Source organism: Paenarthrobacter sp. Y-19, assembly GCF_029223985.1.
GTDB lineage: Bacteria > Actinomycetota > Actinomycetes > Actinomycetales > Micrococcaceae > Arthrobacter > Arthrobacter nicotinovorans.
Window position 1 is genome coordinate 3883301 of record NZ_CP119414.1, and the last position, 14475, is coordinate 3897775.

21 protein-coding genes are annotated in these 14475 nt (G+C 63.4%); 13 read left to right on the forward strand and 8 right to left on the reverse strand.

Annotated elements, in window-relative coordinates; genetic code table 11:
• Nucleotides 1–89: 89 nt before the first annotated feature.
• The 3 genes from hpaE to PYR64_RS18195 form a co-directional block, all read right to left on the reverse strand.
• A complete protein-coding gene (gene hpaE / locus PYR64_RS18185; RefSeq protein WP_275776834.1) occupies nt 90–1601 on the reverse strand; it encodes a 5-carboxymethyl-2-hydroxymuconate semialdehyde dehydrogenase in 1512 nt (503 codons plus the stop codon).
• Between the two features lie 85 nt (nt 1602–1686).
• Nucleotides 1687–2352 carry a GntR family transcriptional regulator gene (locus PYR64_RS18190; RefSeq protein ID WP_275776836.1) on the reverse strand — a complete coding sequence of 222 codons (666 nt, stop codon included), beginning with the start codon at nt 2350–2352 and terminating at the stop codon, nt 1687–1689.
• Nucleotides 2345–3868: a fumarylacetoacetate hydrolase family protein gene (locus PYR64_RS18195; RefSeq protein WP_275776837.1), complete on the reverse strand. Its 1524-nt coding sequence runs from the start codon at nt 3866–3868 to the stop codon at nt 2345–2347. The genes PYR64_RS18190 and PYR64_RS18195 overlap by 8 nt, the downstream gene beginning before the upstream one ends.
• 215 nt (nt 3869–4083) lie before the next feature.
• Here PYR64_RS18195 and PYR64_RS18200 point away from each other — a divergent pair, with 215 nt between their 5' ends.
• Nucleotides 4084–4788, forward strand: coding sequence for an alpha/beta hydrolase (locus PYR64_RS18200; RefSeq protein ID WP_079582404.1), 705 nt, complete (start codon nt 4084–4086; stop codon nt 4786–4788).
• A 13-nt stretch (nt 4789–4801) separates the two neighbouring features.
• Here PYR64_RS18200 and PYR64_RS18205 read toward each other — a convergent pair whose 3' ends face one another.
• Nucleotides 4802–5254, reverse strand: a complete 453-nt coding sequence (locus PYR64_RS18205; protein WP_275776839.1) for a hypothetical protein — start codon at nt 5252–5254, stop codon at nt 4802–4804.
• 651 nt (nt 5255–5905) lie between these two features.
• Between PYR64_RS18205 and PYR64_RS18210 the strand changes: the two genes are divergently transcribed.
• The 3 genes from PYR64_RS18210 to PYR64_RS18220 all read left to right on the forward strand — a co-directional run bounded on the left by PYR64_RS18210 (nt 5906) and on the right by PYR64_RS18220 (nt 7467).
• On the forward strand, nt 5906–6175 hold the full coding sequence (locus PYR64_RS18210) for a GlsB/YeaQ/YmgE family stress response membrane protein (protein WP_018779804.1): 270 nt from the start codon (nt 5906–5908) through the stop codon (nt 6173–6175).
• A complete protein-coding gene (locus tag PYR64_RS18215; RefSeq protein ID WP_275776842.1) occupies nt 6168–6425 on the forward strand; it encodes a hypothetical protein in 258 nt (85 codons plus the stop codon). Before PYR64_RS18210 ends, PYR64_RS18215 begins: the two co-directional genes overlap by 8 nt.
• A gap of 154 nt (nt 6426–6579) precedes the next feature.
• Nucleotides 6580–7467: a helix-turn-helix domain-containing protein gene (locus tag PYR64_RS18220; RefSeq protein ID WP_275776843.1), complete on the forward strand. Its 888-nt coding sequence runs from the start codon at nt 6580–6582 to the stop codon at nt 7465–7467.
• On the opposite strand, the gene PYR64_RS18225 is transcribed toward PYR64_RS18220, so the two are convergent.
• The 4 genes from PYR64_RS18225 to PYR64_RS18240 form a co-directional block, all read right to left on the reverse strand.
• Entirely contained in the window at nt 7464–8399 is a 936-nt protein-coding gene (locus PYR64_RS18225; RefSeq protein WP_275776844.1) for an SDR family oxidoreductase, read from the reverse strand. The two genes, PYR64_RS18220 and PYR64_RS18225, sit on opposite strands and share 4 nt — an antisense overlap.
• Nucleotides 8400–8567: 168 nt before the next feature.
• The gene (locus PYR64_RS18230; protein WP_018779800.1) at nt 8568–9368 is read right to left on the reverse strand and encodes a DUF1206 domain-containing protein; all 801 of its coding nucleotides are present in this window, start codon (nt 9366–9368) and stop codon (nt 8568–8570) included.
• Between the two features lie 131 nt (nt 9369–9499).
• Nucleotides 9500–9703 carry a hypothetical protein gene (locus PYR64_RS18235; protein WP_026267449.1) on the reverse strand — a complete coding sequence of 68 codons (204 nt, stop codon included), beginning with the start codon at nt 9701–9703 and terminating at the stop codon, nt 9500–9502.
• Nucleotides 9704–9803: 100 nt separating this feature from the next.
• Nucleotides 9804–10100: a hypothetical protein gene (locus PYR64_RS18240; RefSeq protein WP_110506052.1), complete on the reverse strand. Its 297-nt coding sequence runs from the start codon at nt 10098–10100 to the stop codon at nt 9804–9806.
• A 188-nt stretch (nt 10101–10288) separates the two neighbouring features.
• Between PYR64_RS18240 and PYR64_RS18245 the strand changes: the two genes are divergently transcribed.
• From PYR64_RS18245 to PYR64_RS18285, 9 genes are all read left to right on the forward strand, one after another.
• Nucleotides 10289–10777: an Asp23/Gls24 family envelope stress response protein gene (locus tag PYR64_RS18245; RefSeq protein ID WP_275776847.1), complete on the forward strand. Its 489-nt coding sequence runs from the start codon at nt 10289–10291 to the stop codon at nt 10775–10777.
• Nucleotides 10774–10965: a DUF2273 domain-containing protein gene (locus tag PYR64_RS18250; RefSeq protein WP_018779796.1), complete on the forward strand. Its 192-nt coding sequence runs from the start codon at nt 10774–10776 to the stop codon at nt 10963–10965. Before PYR64_RS18245 ends, PYR64_RS18250 begins: the two co-directional genes overlap by 4 nt.
• The gene (locus tag PYR64_RS18255; RefSeq protein WP_275776850.1) at nt 10962–11339 is read left to right on the forward strand and encodes a hypothetical protein; all 378 of its coding nucleotides are present in this window, start codon (nt 10962–10964) and stop codon (nt 11337–11339) included. Before PYR64_RS18250 ends, PYR64_RS18255 begins: the two co-directional genes overlap by 4 nt.
• Entirely contained in the window at nt 11336–11929 is a 594-nt protein-coding gene (locus PYR64_RS18260; RefSeq protein WP_018779794.1) for a DUF6286 domain-containing protein, read from the forward strand. Before PYR64_RS18255 ends, PYR64_RS18260 begins: the two co-directional genes overlap by 4 nt.
• Nucleotides 11926–12531: a hypothetical protein gene (locus tag PYR64_RS18265; RefSeq protein ID WP_275776852.1), complete on the forward strand. Its 606-nt coding sequence runs from the start codon at nt 11926–11928 to the stop codon at nt 12529–12531. Before PYR64_RS18260 ends, PYR64_RS18265 begins: the two co-directional genes overlap by 4 nt.
• A 77-nt stretch (nt 12532–12608) precedes the next feature.
• Nucleotides 12609–12839, forward strand: coding sequence for a CsbD family protein (locus PYR64_RS18270; RefSeq protein ID WP_275776854.1), 231 nt, complete (start codon nt 12609–12611; stop codon nt 12837–12839).
• Between the two features lie 90 nt (nt 12840–12929).
• Nucleotides 12930–13526: an RNA polymerase sigma factor gene (locus PYR64_RS18275; RefSeq protein WP_275776855.1), complete on the forward strand. Its 597-nt coding sequence runs from the start codon at nt 12930–12932 to the stop codon at nt 13524–13526.
• The gene (locus PYR64_RS18280; protein ID WP_275779998.1) at nt 13523–14149 is read left to right on the forward strand and encodes an Asp23/Gls24 family envelope stress response protein; all 627 of its coding nucleotides are present in this window, start codon (nt 13523–13525) and stop codon (nt 14147–14149) included. The genes PYR64_RS18275 and PYR64_RS18280 overlap by 4 nt, the downstream gene beginning before the upstream one ends.
• Nucleotides 14146–14475 carry a hypothetical protein gene (locus tag PYR64_RS18285; protein WP_018779789.1) on the forward strand — a complete coding sequence of 110 codons (330 nt, stop codon included), beginning with the start codon at nt 14146–14148 and terminating at the stop codon, nt 14473–14475. The genes PYR64_RS18280 and PYR64_RS18285 overlap by 4 nt, the downstream gene beginning before the upstream one ends.

The following is a 14475-nucleotide window of genomic DNA, read 5'->3' on the forward strand; positions in this document are numbered from 1 at the left end:
GTTGAAAGGGGTCATTTGGATGGATTTTTTGTACAGGTACGGCCCTTTAGAACGGGTTTTAGGGGCGTTATCTGTACAAAAACTCCGATTTAGGCGCCGAATTTGGGTGTGTGGACCGAACCGAGCGTGATGTGCACGGCCTGCTGGTCGGTGTAGAAGTCGATGGAACGGTAGCCGCCTTCGTGGCCCAGGCCGGAAGCTTTGACGCCGCCGAACGGGGTGCGGAGGTCGCGGACGTTGTGGCTGTTGAGCCAGACCATCCCGGCTTCGACGCTCTGGGAGAAGTTGTGGGCCCGGGTCAGGTTCTGGGTCCAGATGTAGGCCGCCAGGCCGTACTTGGTGTTGTTCGCCAAGGCGAGGGCTTCGTCGTCGTTCTCGAAGGGCGTGATGGCCACGACGGGACCGAAGATTTCCTCCTGGAAGATCCGCGCGTCAGGCGCGACGTCGGCAAACACCGTGGGTGCGATGTAGTTGCCTTCAGGCAGGTGGTCGGGCCTGCCGCCACCGGCCAGGAGCCGGCCTTCGGACTTGCCGATCTCCACGTACGATGCCACCTTGTCGTAGTGCTCCGGGTGGACGAGTGCGCCGACCTGGGTCTTGGGGTCGTGGGGATCGCCCACCACGATGTTCTTGGCCCGGGCTGCGTACTTTTCGCAGAATTCGTCGTAGATGGCGCGCTCAACCAGGATGCGGGAGCCTGCGGTGCAGCGTTCGCCGTTGAGGGAGAACACCCCGAACAGTGCCGAGTCGATCGCAGCGTCCAGATCGGCGTCGGCGAACACGACGCACGGGGACTTGCCGCCGAGCTCCATGGACAGGCCTTTGAGGTTGGCTGCAGCGTTGCGGAAGATCGTCTGGCCCGTGGTGGTCTCGCCGGTGAAGGAAATCAGCGGCACGTCCGGGTGCTTCACCAGTGCATCGCCGGCTTCCTCGCCCAGGCCGTTCACCAGGTTGAACACACCGTCAGGCAGGCCGGCGTCCTTGAAAATCTGCGCCCACAGCGACGCAGAGAGCGGGGTGAACTCGGCAGGCTTGAGGACCACGGTGTTGCCCGTTGCCAAAGCCGGGGCGAGCTTCCAGGACTCCAGCATGAAGGGCGTGTTCCACGGCGTGATGAGGCCTGCGACGCCGATCGGCTTGCGGTTCACGTAGTTGATCTGCGAGCCCGGAACCTTCATGGCGTCGTCGAACTGGGCCACGATCAGGTCCGCGAAGAAGCGGAAGTTCTCGGCAGCCCGGAGCGCTTGGCCCTTTGCCTGGGTGATCGGCAGGCCGGTATCGAACGTCTCCAGCTCGGCGAGTCGTGCTTCCTGCGCTTCAACGGCGTCGGCGATCTTGTTCAGGACGCGGGCACGTTCGCGCGGCTTCATCTTCGGCCACGGGCCGTTCTTGAAGGCTTCGCGGGCGGCGGCCACAGCGAGGTCGATGTCTTCCTTCTGGCCGGCAGCGGCGGTGGCGTAATTGCCGTTGGAGACCGGATCCAGGACGTCGAAAGTCTTACCGGACACGGAGTCAACGAACTCGCCGTTGATGAAGTGCTGGATATGGGTGGGCAGGTTTTCGGGAATGTAATGCTTGTTGGTTTCTACCGAGGTCGTCATCGTTGTCTTCCTTTTCTTCCAACGCGGGGTCACTTATGGCCCATTCGAGGTGGGTTTATGGGCCATAAGTGACCCCGGGTTGCTTTTAGGTGGTGGTGGAGAGGTATGCGTCGAGGGTGGCGGCGCGGTGTTGGCGGGCTGCTTTTTCGATGGTGTCGGCGTCTGCTCCGGACTCGATGAGCTGCAGCAGTGCTTCGTGTTCGCGGACTGATTCCTGGGCGCGGCCGGGGACGAACCGGAACGTGGAGGACCTCAACGAGGCCAACCGGTTCCAGCCCCGGTGGACCAGGTCGAGGATGTGCGGGTTCGGGCAGTGTTCAAAGAGGACACTGTGGAAGTCCTGGTTCAAAGCCGTGAAGCGGACGGGATCGAAGTGTTCCAGGCACTCACTCATCTCTTCGTTCACAGCACGTGCCCGGGCAATCGCAACCGAATCGATCAGCGGAGCCGACAATGCCGTGGCGGCACCTTCCACGATACTCAGGGTCTGCATCGTGTAGAGGTATTCGGTGGGATCGATCCCGGAGACCGTGGCTCCCACGTTCCGTTCGAACTTCACCAGTCCTTCGGCCTCCAGCCGGCGGATCGCCTCCCGGACCGGGACCACGCTGAAGCCCAGGTCTTCGGCGATCTTTGCGAGCACCAGCCGGTAACCCGGCGTGTAGGTCCCCTCGACGATCCGCGCTTTGACGGCGGTATAGGCCTGCTGGGACTTGCTTTGGGCAGCACTTTCGACGGCGGTTTCAGTCACTGTGGGCTCCTTCCGCGGCATGCCGGCGGGCTGACCATTCCTGGTAGCGGGCCTGCCATTCGGCGTTCATCGGATACAGCCCATCAACGCTGTTACCTTCCTGGACCATCTGGAAGATGAACGTCTCTTCCTTTTCCTGGGCGATGCAGTCGTCCACGAGTTCCTCGGCGATGGCTGGCGGGATCACCAGAATGCCGTCCGAGTCGGCCACGATGATGTCCCCGGGCTGGACGGTGGCTCCCCCGCAGGCGATGGTGATGTCCGTGTCCCAGGGAATGTGCCGGCGGCCCAGGACTGCCGGGTGCGGGTTGGCGAAGTACGTGGGCATCTCCAGGTCAGCGACTGCCGAGTAGTCGCGGACGCCACCGTCGGTAATGATTGCAGCGGCCCCGCGGACCTGGGCACGCAGCGCCAGGATGTCACCGACTGTGCCGGTGCCTTTCTCGCCGCGGGCTTCCATCACCAGGATTTCGCCTTCGTTCACGGAGTCGATCGCGCGCTTCTGGGCGTTGAAGCCGCCGCCGTGGGTCTTGAAGAGGTCCTCGCGGTTGGGTACGTAGCGCAGGGTCCGGGCCAGGCCCACCACTTTGCGGTCGGGTCGGGTGGCCTGCAGTCCGTCGATGCTCACGTTGTTGAGTCCGCGCTTGCGCAGCTGGGACGACAGGGTGGCGGTGGCAACAGACTCGAGTTTTGATTTCAGTTCCGGTGTCAGCACACTCGCGGCAGCCGCCGGTTCCGAAGCCTGAAGTCCGGCGGCTTCGCGCGATCCGTACGCCTCTTCCCGCTGCATGTCATCAGCCTTGGGCCGGGCACCAAAGTCCGCGAACGGCGTCGTACCTTCCGTGACTTTGGTGGTCAGGCGGCCGCTGCTGAACCCACCGCCGGTGACCTCAATTTCGACGACGTCACCGGGCTTGGCAACGGAGGCGCCGGCGGGAGTGCCGGTGAGGATGATGTCGCCCTCTTCGAGCGTGAGCAGCTGGGAAAGGTCCGCGACGAGCTGCCCGAACGGGAAGAGCAGGTCCTCGGTGGTGTCGTCCTGGACCAACTCGCCGTTGTGCCAGGTGCGGATGGTTAGGGCAGCGGGATCAACGGCGTCGGCAGGGATCAGCGCCGGGCCAACGGGGGTAAATCCGTCGCCGCCCTTGGACCGGACATTGGAGCCCTTGTCCGCGTAGCGGAGGTCGTAGACGCCGAGGTCGTTGGACGCGGTCACCCACTCGACGTGGCTCCATGCATCCTCAAGGCCGACACGACGGGCGGACTTGCCGATGATAAGCGCGATCTCGCCCTCGTAGCCCAGCAATTCACAACCTGCCGGACGTTCAACAATGCCGGGGGCCTCAGCCGAACCGAGCGCCAAGGACGAGGAAGGCTTCAGGAAGTACGACGGCTGCTGCGGGGTACGTCCACGCTGCGCGGCACGGCTGGGGTAATTGATGTGGACCGCAATGACCTTGCGCGTCCGGGCCAGCATGTCCTGGCTGACTTCCTCGGTCCGGAACTCCAGTGTCACGGCGCCTCCTCCTGATAAGTATCTGATCGCCCCAGTTATCGAGTACGAAATCGTATACGAAAACTATGACGCGTTAATGTGATGCCCGTCAACCCCCTTCATGAGGCTGCGTCCCGCGGGATGGTGAACACGGCGGGGAGAAGGATGCAGCGAAGCCCTGGCGTGAGAACTGATGAGCACTACAAAGTGTCGGCGGCCTCCCGTAGGGTACCCGCATGGACATCATCCTCGTACCCGGTTTTTGGTTGGACGCATCGTCGTGGGATGGGGTGACGCCGGCCCTGGTGGAAGCAGGGCATCGGGTCCATCCGCTCACCTTGCCAGGCTTGGAATCGGCGGACGCACCCCGGGCGGGCATCGGCCTTCGAACACACATCGATGCCGTCGTGGACAAGGTGGATTCGCTGGACGGGAAAGTGGTCCTGGTGGGTCACTCGGGCGGGGGCGCCATTATTCATGGCGTGGCTGACGCCCGTCCGGACCGCATAGCCCGGGCCATCTATGTGGACAGCGGGCCGCTGGGTGAGGGCGGGGTCATCAATGATGAATTACCGGACGACGGCGACGGGATACCCCTCCCGCCGTGGGAAGCATTTGAAGATGAGGATCTCGTGGACCTCACCGACGAGCTGAAAGCAGTCTTCCGCGCCCGGGCGATTCCCGAACCCAAGGGCGTCGCCTTCGACCAGCAACACCTCACGAACACTGCCCGCTACGACGTCCCCGCAACGATCATCGCGTGCGAGTTTCCATCGTCACTGCTCAAGGAGTGGATGGACGCCGGGCATCCGTTCACGGCCGAACTAGCCCGGATCCGGGACGTTGACTACGTGGATCTGCCCACGGGGCACTGGCCCCAGTTCACCAAACCCGGTGAACTGGGCCAGGCCATCCTGACGGCCGTCAACCACAGCGGTTAACGGACTACAGCTACTAGTGGCGGGGTGGCGTGTTGGTTGCCGGGCCTTCCGGCGCCGCGCCGCCCTCATCGGTCCAGTCCGTACCTGTGGTGTCGTCGAGGGCAGGATCGGACACGACGTCCGAGGCTACGGCCGGAGCAGGAGCCGCCACGGGAACTGTGGCCGCCTTGGTCTCCTCGCCGCCAGTGGAGTCCGCCCGATCACCGGACGTGGATGAGTTGTGTCCAGGGAACATGGTTTCCGCCTTCTCCATTAGCTTCTTGCCGGCTTCATACAGATTTTCCAGAATGTCCGGAACGGTCTCCTGGACTGGCTCTGCAGCCTGATGGACGTTCTCCTGGACCTCTGGGTTCTTCAGGACTTTCTCGGTGCCTCCGCGGACCCGCCGGTACACTTCCGGCCAGGACTTTGACCCCCACACGTAGCCAACAGCCACGCCGACGGCGAACAATGCTTTACCTTTCACGGCACTCACTCCTTCAGAGGTGTTCTTATTCGACCCTAGTCCCGCTCCACGCGCCCTGTCACCTGCCAATAGTCCGGCCCCCAATGACCGGGCCATGTAATGGCCTGCACTCAGCTGGTTCCATCGCCTTGGTGAAAAGCAAAGATTGGTCCCTGCGAATTGTCATTTACTGGAACAAAGGGATCGAGGGGCGCCTCGATATTCCGGGAGTGACGCAAGGGCATTGCCGGCGAGCACCGGGAAAAGCAGGACTTTACCGGGTGGCGAAGAGCCGGATTGCGCACCTTCCACAGCCGGAGAACGCAACCACGCCGGGAACCCCACCGGGACTGCCCCGCATGGCTGGTCAAAGCACCATTCGCAGCACTTCCGGCTTCCCGGCCATGACAAGTAGATAGTCAGGTTACTTGCTACTTGTGCCGCGAGCGGCTAGCGTTGCATATGTAGTACCAAGTCCGACCCATTGGCAGGAGTGCTTTATTGGCTGGATATAACAAATACATCGGAGTCGAATGAGCAATTCCTCTCCTTACATTCCATAGGGCCTCCGGGGCCCCATTGCGATGCCCGCACCGCAGCATCGGCCCCCGGTGAACTTACTCGCTTAATCGCGTCCGTGGAATTTCCATCGACATGAAAGTAGGAACAAAAATGGGTTTCTTTGGTTTTCTTCTGCTCGGCCTTTTGGCCGGCGCTATCGCTAAACTTATTCTCCCCGGCCGCCAGGGTGGTGGCTGGTTCATCACGCTCATCCTCGGCGTCGTCGGCGCCCTCCTGGGTGGTTGGATCGGTGGCCTGATCTTCAACACGGGCCTGCAGGAATTCTTCTCCCTGACAACCTGGCTCCTGGCCATCGGCGGCTCGATCATCGTGCTGCTGATCTACGGCCTCGTTACCAACCGCAGGGCTACTCATGGCTAATAACCACAACCGCGATGCCAACGGTGAAGAACTCGACGGCCAGTACACCGAGGGGGATTACGGAGACGCAGGAGCGTCGCCGGAAACCCTGAAGGAAGATGCCGGCGGAGACTACACCGAGGGTGACTACGCCGAGTCGACTGTGCCTTCAGCAGATGCCGAACTCGACGCCAAGAACACGGAAGACACCCCGGCTGACCGGCCGTTCTCGTCCGAACCGGATGAAGAAGCAGGCTCAGGCCGGCCGTAGTGGCTCCCGCCTCGTGAATAACTGAATCAACGCAAGAACCCGGAGGACTGCATTGCAGCCTCCGGGTTCTTGCGTTGGCGAAAGGCACTGATATTTTCAGGCATGGATTGTCGGGGCATTTGCGGACAGGGCCGCGTAGCGTCGTTCCCAAGGAATGGAGGCAACTGTGCAGGAGTGGAACCGGGCCATGGCCATCATCGAGCAGGATCTGGCCGCGACCGCGGAGGTCAGCGAGCTGGCCAAGGCCGCACTGACCTCCGAATACCACTTCAGGAGGATGTTCTCCTCACTGGCAGGGATACCCATCTCCGAGTACATCCGACGACGCCGCCTCACCGCAGCGACGGCGGAAATCCTGGGAGGCGCAACCGTGCTGGAAGTTGCCGTCCGCTACGGATACGGGTCGGCCGAGGCGTTCACGCGGGCCTTCAAGGCAATGCATGGGCTGACACCCTCAGAGGCCCGGCGTCCCGGAGCGGTACTCCATTCCCAACCTCAACTGAGGTTCCATCTCCGCGTTGAAGGGAATACCGATATGAAACACCGCATAGTGGATAAGGGAGCTTTCCACTTGATTGGCTTGAAGGCCCGCGTACCGCTCGTACACTCGGGGCCCAACCAGGCGATCATCGACTTCCAGCGAAGCCTGGACCCCGCACTGACGGCCAGGCTGCTTGAGTTGGCTGACACGGACCCCTCAGGTCCACTGTCTGTCACCGACAACATCAATGAGCAGCGGACCGAAGGAAGCGAGCTGGACTACTGGCATGCTGTGGCCTCCACCAAGGCAGCTCCGGAAGGCCTTGATTCCTTGGGGGTCCCCGCCGGACAGTGGGTAGTCTTCGAAGCCGAAGGAAAGTTCCCCGAGGTTCTTCAGAGCATGTGGGCGGACGCCGCCACTGAGTGGTTCCCGGCCAACCCGTACCGATGGGCGCCGGGACCCGAAATGCTCAGTGTCCAGGTGGAGGCAGGCGGAACACACGGCCGTGGCCAACTGTGGATTCCCGTGGAAAGGGATACCGCAGGTTCTGCCCCGGCCTAGAGCCCCTTGCCTCCCGTCACGGGCAGTACTGCACCGGAAATGTAGGATCCCTCGTCGGAGGCAAGCAGGACGTATGCAGGAGCCAGCTCCGCGGGTTGTCCGGCACGGCCCAAGGGCGTGTCCTGACCAAATGAGGGCAACTTGTCCGGCCACTCGGTGGCGGGGATCAACGGAGTCCAAATGGGACCGGGCGCCACAGCGTTGACGCGGATTCCCTTGGGTCCGAGTTCCTCGGCCATGGCCTTGGTAAAGGCCACCTGGGCAGCCTTGGTCATGGCGTAATCCACCAGTTGCGCCGAGGGATTGAAAGCCTGGATGGATGCGGTCACGATGATCGACGCTCCGGGGCGGAGGTGGGGAATGGCCGCTTGTGCCGTCCAGATGAGGGAGTACAGATTGGTCTTGAAGACGCGGTCGAACTCCTCAGTGGGGATCGTTTCCAGGCCCTCCCTGTTCTTTTGGTAGGCCGCGTTCAGCACTACGACGTTGAGGCCGCCGAGCTCCCGAACAGTGCGTTCCACGATGTCGGCGGCAAAGCCTTCGTCCCGCGCGTCGCCGGGCAGCAGAAGGACCCGGGCACCGCACTCGCGGATCCAGTCCGACGTCGATTGCGCGTCTTCTTCCTCTTCCGGGAGGTAGCTGATGGCTACATCGGCACCTTCCCGGGCGTAGGCGATGGCCACTGCGGCACCGATACCGGAGTCCCCACCGGTTATGAGCGCCGTTTTGCCCTGCAGCCGGCCGTGCCCAACGTAGCTTTTTTCGCCGTGGTCGGGCTGTGGGTCAAGGGGCTTGGTCAGGCCTGGCTGTTGCTGCTCCTGGCGGGGAAATTCATCCCTGTAATAGCCGCTCCGGGGATCCGAGGGCGCGGGGGCGAGGCGATGCCCGCCTGCTTCCGGGTCGTCATTCCGGCGTGGATCGTCGTGAGTCATGATTCTGCCCCTCTCAGGTAGCCTGCTCGCAGGATTCACCGAACCGGTGTTCCATCGCACGGTGTTCCATCGCACGGTTTGGCTCATCGCACGGTTTGTTGGACCTGTACCCACCACCCGGGCCCCTAAACCGTGCTCGGCTCCCTTGGCAGGACCCACCGGAAATCGCTAGGTCCGGAGGGACTTGGCCTTGACCATCAGGAAGAGCCCGTAGGCAATCAGCCCGACGGCGACGGCGGCCAGCAAGTACGGCCCATATGGCTGCTCCCGCAGCGCCTTCAGGCTTCCATCCAGGCCGGTTGATTGCTCCGGTTGGGCACGTATTGCGGCGATGACCACCAGCAGGCCGACCAGGAACAGGGCAATGCCTTTCGCTATGTAGCCCACCACGCCCACGCCGACCTGGAACTTGCGGACGGCCTCCTCCGAGGACAACGAGATGTCCCGTTTGAACGTTTGCCGGAAGCCGCGCACGGCGAACACGATGCCCGTGATGGCGATGCCTGCACCGATCGCGACCAGCAGGAACACCCCGAAGGGAGCACTCAGGAGGGTGAGGGTGAAATCGCTGCTTGACTCGCGGCTGTTTTTGCCCTGGCCCATGATGAACGAGACGATCGTCGCCGCCAAGGCCGCGAACACGAGCGCCTGGCCTGCGGCGGACAGTCTTTTGGTGAGTTTCTTGCTGGAGGTCCGCTCCCCAAGGATGGCGTTACCCAGTTGCCACAACGCCAGCGCCGCGCAGGCACCGAAGCAGGCCCAGAGGAGCACCGGACCCACAGGTTGGCTGGCCAGCGAGGCCACCGCTCCTGACACATCGGCTTCGCCACCCCGCCCGAACGCCAGCTGGAGGGCGATGACTCCGATGAGGACGTGCAGCAGCCCGCTGACGGCGTAGCCGGCACGCGCAACGATCTCGAAGGTCCGCGAGTTTGAGGCCTCTTCGGCCGCATCGGCAGCCTTCCTCATCTCCTCTTTAATGACAAGCCTCCTTAGTTTCCGATGGACACCATCGTCCCACCCGTACCCCGTGAATGCCACGGCATTAACGACGACGGGCAGGCACCTGGGTGCCTGCCCGTAGAAAAACCAAAAAGATCCTAGAACCCGACGACCGACTGGGGCCAGATACTCCGCAGCCCCGCACCAAGAGGATTGAACTGCTCGCGGACTGTCACGACTGCTCGGCCCTGGACCGGGGAATCCGCCGGCTGATGGTTGGCCTCCGCAGTAAAGGGACGTACGTCCGGGGCGGTGTTGGCCTCGCCGGCACCATTGGTCGGGGCGGTGATTTGAGCAGTCATTTCGGTCGCCTTCCTAGAAGTTCCCATCAGCTCCAATAGCTGATGGTTCAACCATCGGGCAGTGTCCTCAAGAACGACGCCGGGTCATCTCAAGATTTGCTCAAGGTTTGGGACCGGCCACCTGCTGTGCCATTAACTGCTCGATGTCCGCGAAGCTCATCCCGGATGCGATCGCCAGGTCCGGCAGGCCTGCTCCTGCCGTCACTGCGCTTCGCATGGCCTGGGCCAAGGACTCCTCGGCCTCATCCATTTCCCACTGGAGACCCTCCACTCGGGCGGCCGCCGTCCACACCAGGTCAAGAAGCCCGGTTCTTTTCGACGGCGTGGAAACAGGGGCTTCCTTCAAGATTTCCGGAAGAGTCGCGTCCTTCGTCCCGGTCATAACCACTGCAGTCATTTGGTACCCCTCCCGTGAAAATGTGTCTCGATAAACTAGTTATATGGCAAACTAACTACATGCGCCAGCGCCTCGCATGGGCAGTGACCCAGATCACAGGAGTTCGAGCGTGAGGAATTCCCTGGCCAGTACGTCTTATTCATGACGGCGCACAACAAGCGCCGCACAACAGACAAGGAGCCATCGCCATGACGATCCAAACGCACACCCCCGCTGACGTTCCGGCCAAGAACACCAAAAACAGCTCTGTATCGACTGTGGACGCTCCGGAAAGGGACAAGGGCAAGGACGGCCGAGGCGCAACCACGGTCGCGGACGGCGTAGTCGCCAAGATTGCCGGCATCGCCATCCAGGAAATCCCTGGCGTACACGCCCTGGGCGGCGGCGCAGCCCGCGCCATCGGCAACCTGCGGGAGAAGGTCGGCCAGAAGGACCTCACCCAGGGCGTCAACGTGGAAGTGGGCCAAACCCAGGTAGCCGTCGACGTGACGCTGGTAGTCGAATACCCCCACCCGCTCCAGGAAGTTGCGGACAACGCCCGCAATGCCGTCTACACCGCGATCGAGGACCTCGTGGGCATGGAAGTCACCGAGGTCAACGTCACCATCACGGACATCCATGTTCCGTCGGACGACGCGGACGCTGACGACATCGAGCGTGAGCCGAGGGTCGCATGAGTCCCACCATCGCCGGCCTGGCAATAGGGGCAGTCCTCGCCCTGGCAGGCCTGGCCTTCGGATTCTGGGGCCTGCTGCTCACGGCACTGTTCATGGGGGTCGGTGCGGTGCTGGGCCGTTCCGCCGAGGGAAAGCTTGACCTTCGCGGGGTGCTTGATGCCCTGCGGGGCAAGCGCTCCTCCTCATGAACCGGGCACCAGCCGGCCCTCGGCCTGGCATGGACGCCGGGGACCGGGCCGGGCACAACCGCCTCACCCACACCGCCATCCGCAAGACCGTGGAATCGGTCACCGCCAACGCGTTCCGGGTGGCCACGGGCAACGTGTCAGCAACGCTGGACGACGACGCCGGGAAGCTCGGCGTCAGTGTGTCCGTCAAGCTGGCCCTCCCCCAGCTCCTGAAGCCACGGAACGGTGGGGACACGGTATTCGAACAGGCCCAATCCGCCCGGGAGCAGATCGTGGCGCGGGGGCGGGAAATCACTGGCCTGGACATAGGCCGGGTAGACATCCGCCTCACCGGCGGGAAGGCCGAACAGCCCAGGGAAAGGAGAGTGGAATGAGCAGTGGAATCAGCAAGGACACGGCAAGCCGCCGTCTGATCAGACGCGAAACCCACTCCTCGAGGGCGGTCCCGTCAATCGTGGCCGCGTCCCTCCTGATAGCCGTCTTCCTGTGGCTGGCACTGGAATCAGTGTTGTGGCTGCTCAAGGACCAGCCGGTGCTCGCCAGCCCGGCCCAGATGCTCCGGTGGCTGATTGAGCTTCCGGCCAACACCACACAGGCAGGCATGGTGGCGGCCGGAGCCGGACTGGGAATCGTGGCACTGCTGCTTCTTGGACTTGCCCTCGGCAGCGGCCGCAGGCAACGCCGGGCCCTCGGCAGCGCACGCGCCGCCGTCGTGGTGGACCACGAAGTCATTGCGGCGGCGGTTTCCAAGGCGGCCCGACGCGCCGCAGGCCTGGCCCCGGGCCAGGTGACCACCACCGTCGGCGGACGTTCCGTACGCGTCCAGGTGCGTCCGACGTCGGGCGAACCACTGGCGGTGGAAGACATCCAGGCAGCGGTCGACGGCGAACTGGCCGCCTATGCGTTGGACCGCCCCGTCAGGTCCAGCGTCCACATTCTGAACGAAGGAGCGGTAGGGCAATGAGAAACACGAACCGGGCCCTCAACCGGATCCTGCTCACCATCCTGGGGATCATCCTGCTGGGCGCCGGCGCCGCACTCATCGCGGCCGGCACCCTCCCCGGGGCCGCAGGTTTCTGGGAAACAAACCTCTCCTCTGTTCGGGAGCACGTGCGCAACCTGGCAGGCACCGCCCCCTTGCCGGACCCGGTTCGGAGCTGGTGGCTGGCGCTGGGAGTTGCCGTGCTGCTGGCCGGTGCGGTCCTTGGCGCAGCATGGCTGGCGTCGCAGGGTGGCGGAAAGACACCCCGCCTGGCCGAACGCTCAGAGGGCAACGCAGGCCGGACGGTCGTGGACGCGGGGCTGGTTTCCGCAGCCATCAAGGAAGCCCTCAACGGAAACCCCGACGTGCTGGCGACCTCCGTCTCAGCCTGGGAATCACGCCGCGGAACGGCTCTGCGGCTGCGGCTCGAAGCCCGCAAAGGCGCATCCCCCCGGGATATCGGCGACACGGTGGAACAACTGCTCCAGGAAATTGATGCCTGGCTGGGACATCCGATGCCCGTCCTGGTGCGAATCACCAGCGGCACCCGGACACAAGTGTCCTCATCGCGGCGCGCCCGGTGACAGTCAGCCCAAAGTACTCCACGTAAACAAACTGCACGGCAACTCAGAGCCGCGCACCGAAAAGAAAAGGGAACACCATGGGAATCAACGACAAGATCAACAATGCCGCCACCGAGCAACTTGGCGCCGCCAAGGAGGGCGCCGGTAAGCTCACCGGCGATTCCACCCTCGAGCGGGAAGGCCAGCAGGATCAGGCCCAGGCCAAGCTCCAGCAAGCCGGCGAGAAGGTCAAGGACGCTGCTGCCGACATCACCGGGAACATCAAGGACGCTGCCCGGAAGCTCAAGGAAGGCTTCACCGACAAGTAGGACGGGAGCAGGGACGGTTCCGCTTCATGGCGGGACCGTCCCTGCCCATCCGAGGATCAGCCGGACTCACACCACTTGAAAGGCAGAAACGTGACTGGTTCACCTGCGGTTTCGCCCACCGCACAGCAGCAGCTGGACCTCGTGCCGGACGCGTTGCTCGCAGGCAGGGCAGCAGATGGTGATACTGCAGCTTTCGAAGCACTCGCCCGGCGCCATGGTCGATTGATGCGGGCCACTGCACGACGACTCACGGGCACCTTGGCTGACGCGGACGACGTCGTCCAGGAAAGCCTGATGCAGGCCTGGAAACAGCTGGACCAACTCCGTGATCCTACAGCTGTGAAGAGCTGGCTGCTCCGCATTGTGGGCACGCGCAGCATCGACCACCTGCGAAAACGGCGCAACCACCTGGCCCTGGACGATCTCGAAAATCACGTCGATGCCCCGTCCGGCCAACGGACCCCGGACCCGGAAAGCACCGCCGTCAATGCCTCCCGGGTGGATGCGTTGAAGTCGGCGCTCGCCCGGCTGCCCGAGGAGCAGCGGCGCTGTTGGGTACTCAAGGAATTCAATGACCTGAGCTATGAGGAGATTGCGCTGACCTTGAATATCAGCCCCGCCAGCGTCCGCGGCCGCCTGGCCCGGGCACGGATTGCCCTTGCACGCACAATGGAGGAGTGGCGATGAAAACCCCCGGCGATGCCTTGGAATGCGGACACAGTCTCGCGGAACTGAGTGCCTATTTGGACACGGGCGAGATTGCGGATCCGGCGCACTTGGACTCATGCCCTGAGTGCCAGGCCGGACTGGCCTCCCTGCGCCGGCTCTCGGAACTCGGAAATGAGTTGCTGACAGCTGACGTAGCCGACGCCGGTTCGGGCAGTGATGACTGGATGCAGACCATCCTGGACAACCTGCGCCTGGAGCTGCGGCCCGGACGGAGCATCCCGCTGCGCGCGGCGGACCCGCAGGACACCCTTTGGGAAACCGAGGGCTCGGTGTCTGCCCTGATCCGTTCGGTGGCCGATTCCTTCCCGGGAACGGCCGCGGGTAAATGCAGGTTGCTCGGCGACATTACCGTGCCGGGAGCCGGCATCACTGTGGAGGTGGAGATCGCAGTGGTCTACGGACACGCCATGGAAGAGCGCGCGGCTGCACTGCGCAACGAACTCGCGAAGGTACTGGAGGTCCAGACCGAACTGAACATCCAAGCCATCAACATCACTGTCACCGATGTGCTGGAGCGCCCCGCGCCAGCCATGACCCCGAACAAGCCAGGCATGACCCCGAACAAGGAGGACCAGCCATGACGGAGCATGTGGAAGCCAAGTCTCCCGCCCTGGCCGACGAACTGCTCGGCATCGTCCAGGCAGTGGAGGGAGTCTCAGCGGTATATCCGGCCCAGCCATTGTGGCAGTCGATTGCCGGCGCAGCAGTGGCGGCAGTAACCGGCGAACAGTTGCCGTTGATAAGCCTGGCCGGGGAGGACGGCGTGGTGGCCGTCAAGGCCCGGATCGGCGTCGGAAGCCTCCTGCCGGCCCCGCAAGTGGCGCGCGAAGTAGCCGCGGCGATCCGCAGACACCTGGGAAACGTACCCGCCGTCGTCGAGGTTTTGGTGGCCAAAATCGACGCCTGA

Excerpts from the sequence above, each read along its gene's own strand:
- PYR64_RS18280 (WP_275779998.1), top strand. The coding sequence starts at position 13,523 with ATGAAAACCCCCGGCGATGCCTTGGAATGCGGACACAGTCTCGCGGAA.
- PYR64_RS18250 (WP_018779796.1), top strand. The coding sequence starts at position 10,774 with ATGAGTCCCACCATCGCCGGCCTGGCAATAGGGGCAGTCCTCGCCCTG.
- PYR64_RS18210 (WP_018779804.1), top strand. The coding sequence starts at position 5,906 with ATGGGTTTCTTTGGTTTTCTTCTGCTCGGCCTTTTGGCCGGCGCTATC.
- hpaE (WP_275776834.1), bottom strand. The coding sequence starts at position 1,601 with ATGACGACCTCGGTAGAAACCAACAAGCATTACATTCCCGAAAACCTG.
- PYR64_RS18270 (WP_275776854.1), top strand. The coding sequence starts at position 12,609 with ATGGGAATCAACGACAAGATCAACAATGCCGCCACCGAGCAACTTGGC.
- PYR64_RS18220 (WP_275776843.1), top strand. The coding sequence starts at position 6,580 with ATGGAGGCAACTGTGCAGGAGTGGAACCGGGCCATGGCCATCATCGAG.
- PYR64_RS18285 (WP_018779789.1), top strand. The coding sequence starts at position 14,146 with ATGACGGAGCATGTGGAAGCCAAGTCTCCCGCCCTGGCCGACGAACTG.
- PYR64_RS18225 (WP_275776844.1), bottom strand. The coding sequence starts at position 8,399 with ATGACTCACGACGATCCACGCCGGAATGACGACCCGGAAGCAGGCGGG.
- PYR64_RS18215 (WP_275776842.1), top strand. The coding sequence starts at position 6,168 with ATGGCTAATAACCACAACCGCGATGCCAACGGTGAAGAACTCGACGGC.
- PYR64_RS18200 (WP_079582404.1), top strand. The coding sequence starts at position 4,084 with ATGGACATCATCCTCGTACCCGGTTTTTGGTTGGACGCATCGTCGTGG.
- PYR64_RS18260 (WP_018779794.1), top strand. The coding sequence starts at position 11,336 with ATGAGCAGTGGAATCAGCAAGGACACGGCAAGCCGCCGTCTGATCAGA.
- PYR64_RS18235 (WP_026267449.1), bottom strand. The coding sequence starts at position 9,703 with ATGACTGCTCAAATCACCGCCCCGACCAATGGTGCCGGCGAGGCCAAC.
- PYR64_RS18245 (WP_275776847.1), top strand. The coding sequence starts at position 10,289 with ATGACGATCCAAACGCACACCCCCGCTGACGTTCCGGCCAAGAACACC.
- PYR64_RS18240 (WP_110506052.1), bottom strand. The coding sequence starts at position 10,100 with ATGACTGCAGTGGTTATGACCGGGACGAAGGACGCGACTCTTCCGGAA.
- PYR64_RS18265 (WP_275776852.1), top strand. The coding sequence starts at position 11,926 with ATGAGAAACACGAACCGGGCCCTCAACCGGATCCTGCTCACCATCCTG.
- PYR64_RS18230 (WP_018779800.1), bottom strand. The coding sequence starts at position 9,368 with ATGAGGAAGGCTGCCGATGCGGCCGAAGAGGCCTCAAACTCGCGGACC.
- PYR64_RS18255 (WP_275776850.1), top strand. The coding sequence starts at position 10,962 with ATGAACCGGGCACCAGCCGGCCCTCGGCCTGGCATGGACGCCGGGGAC.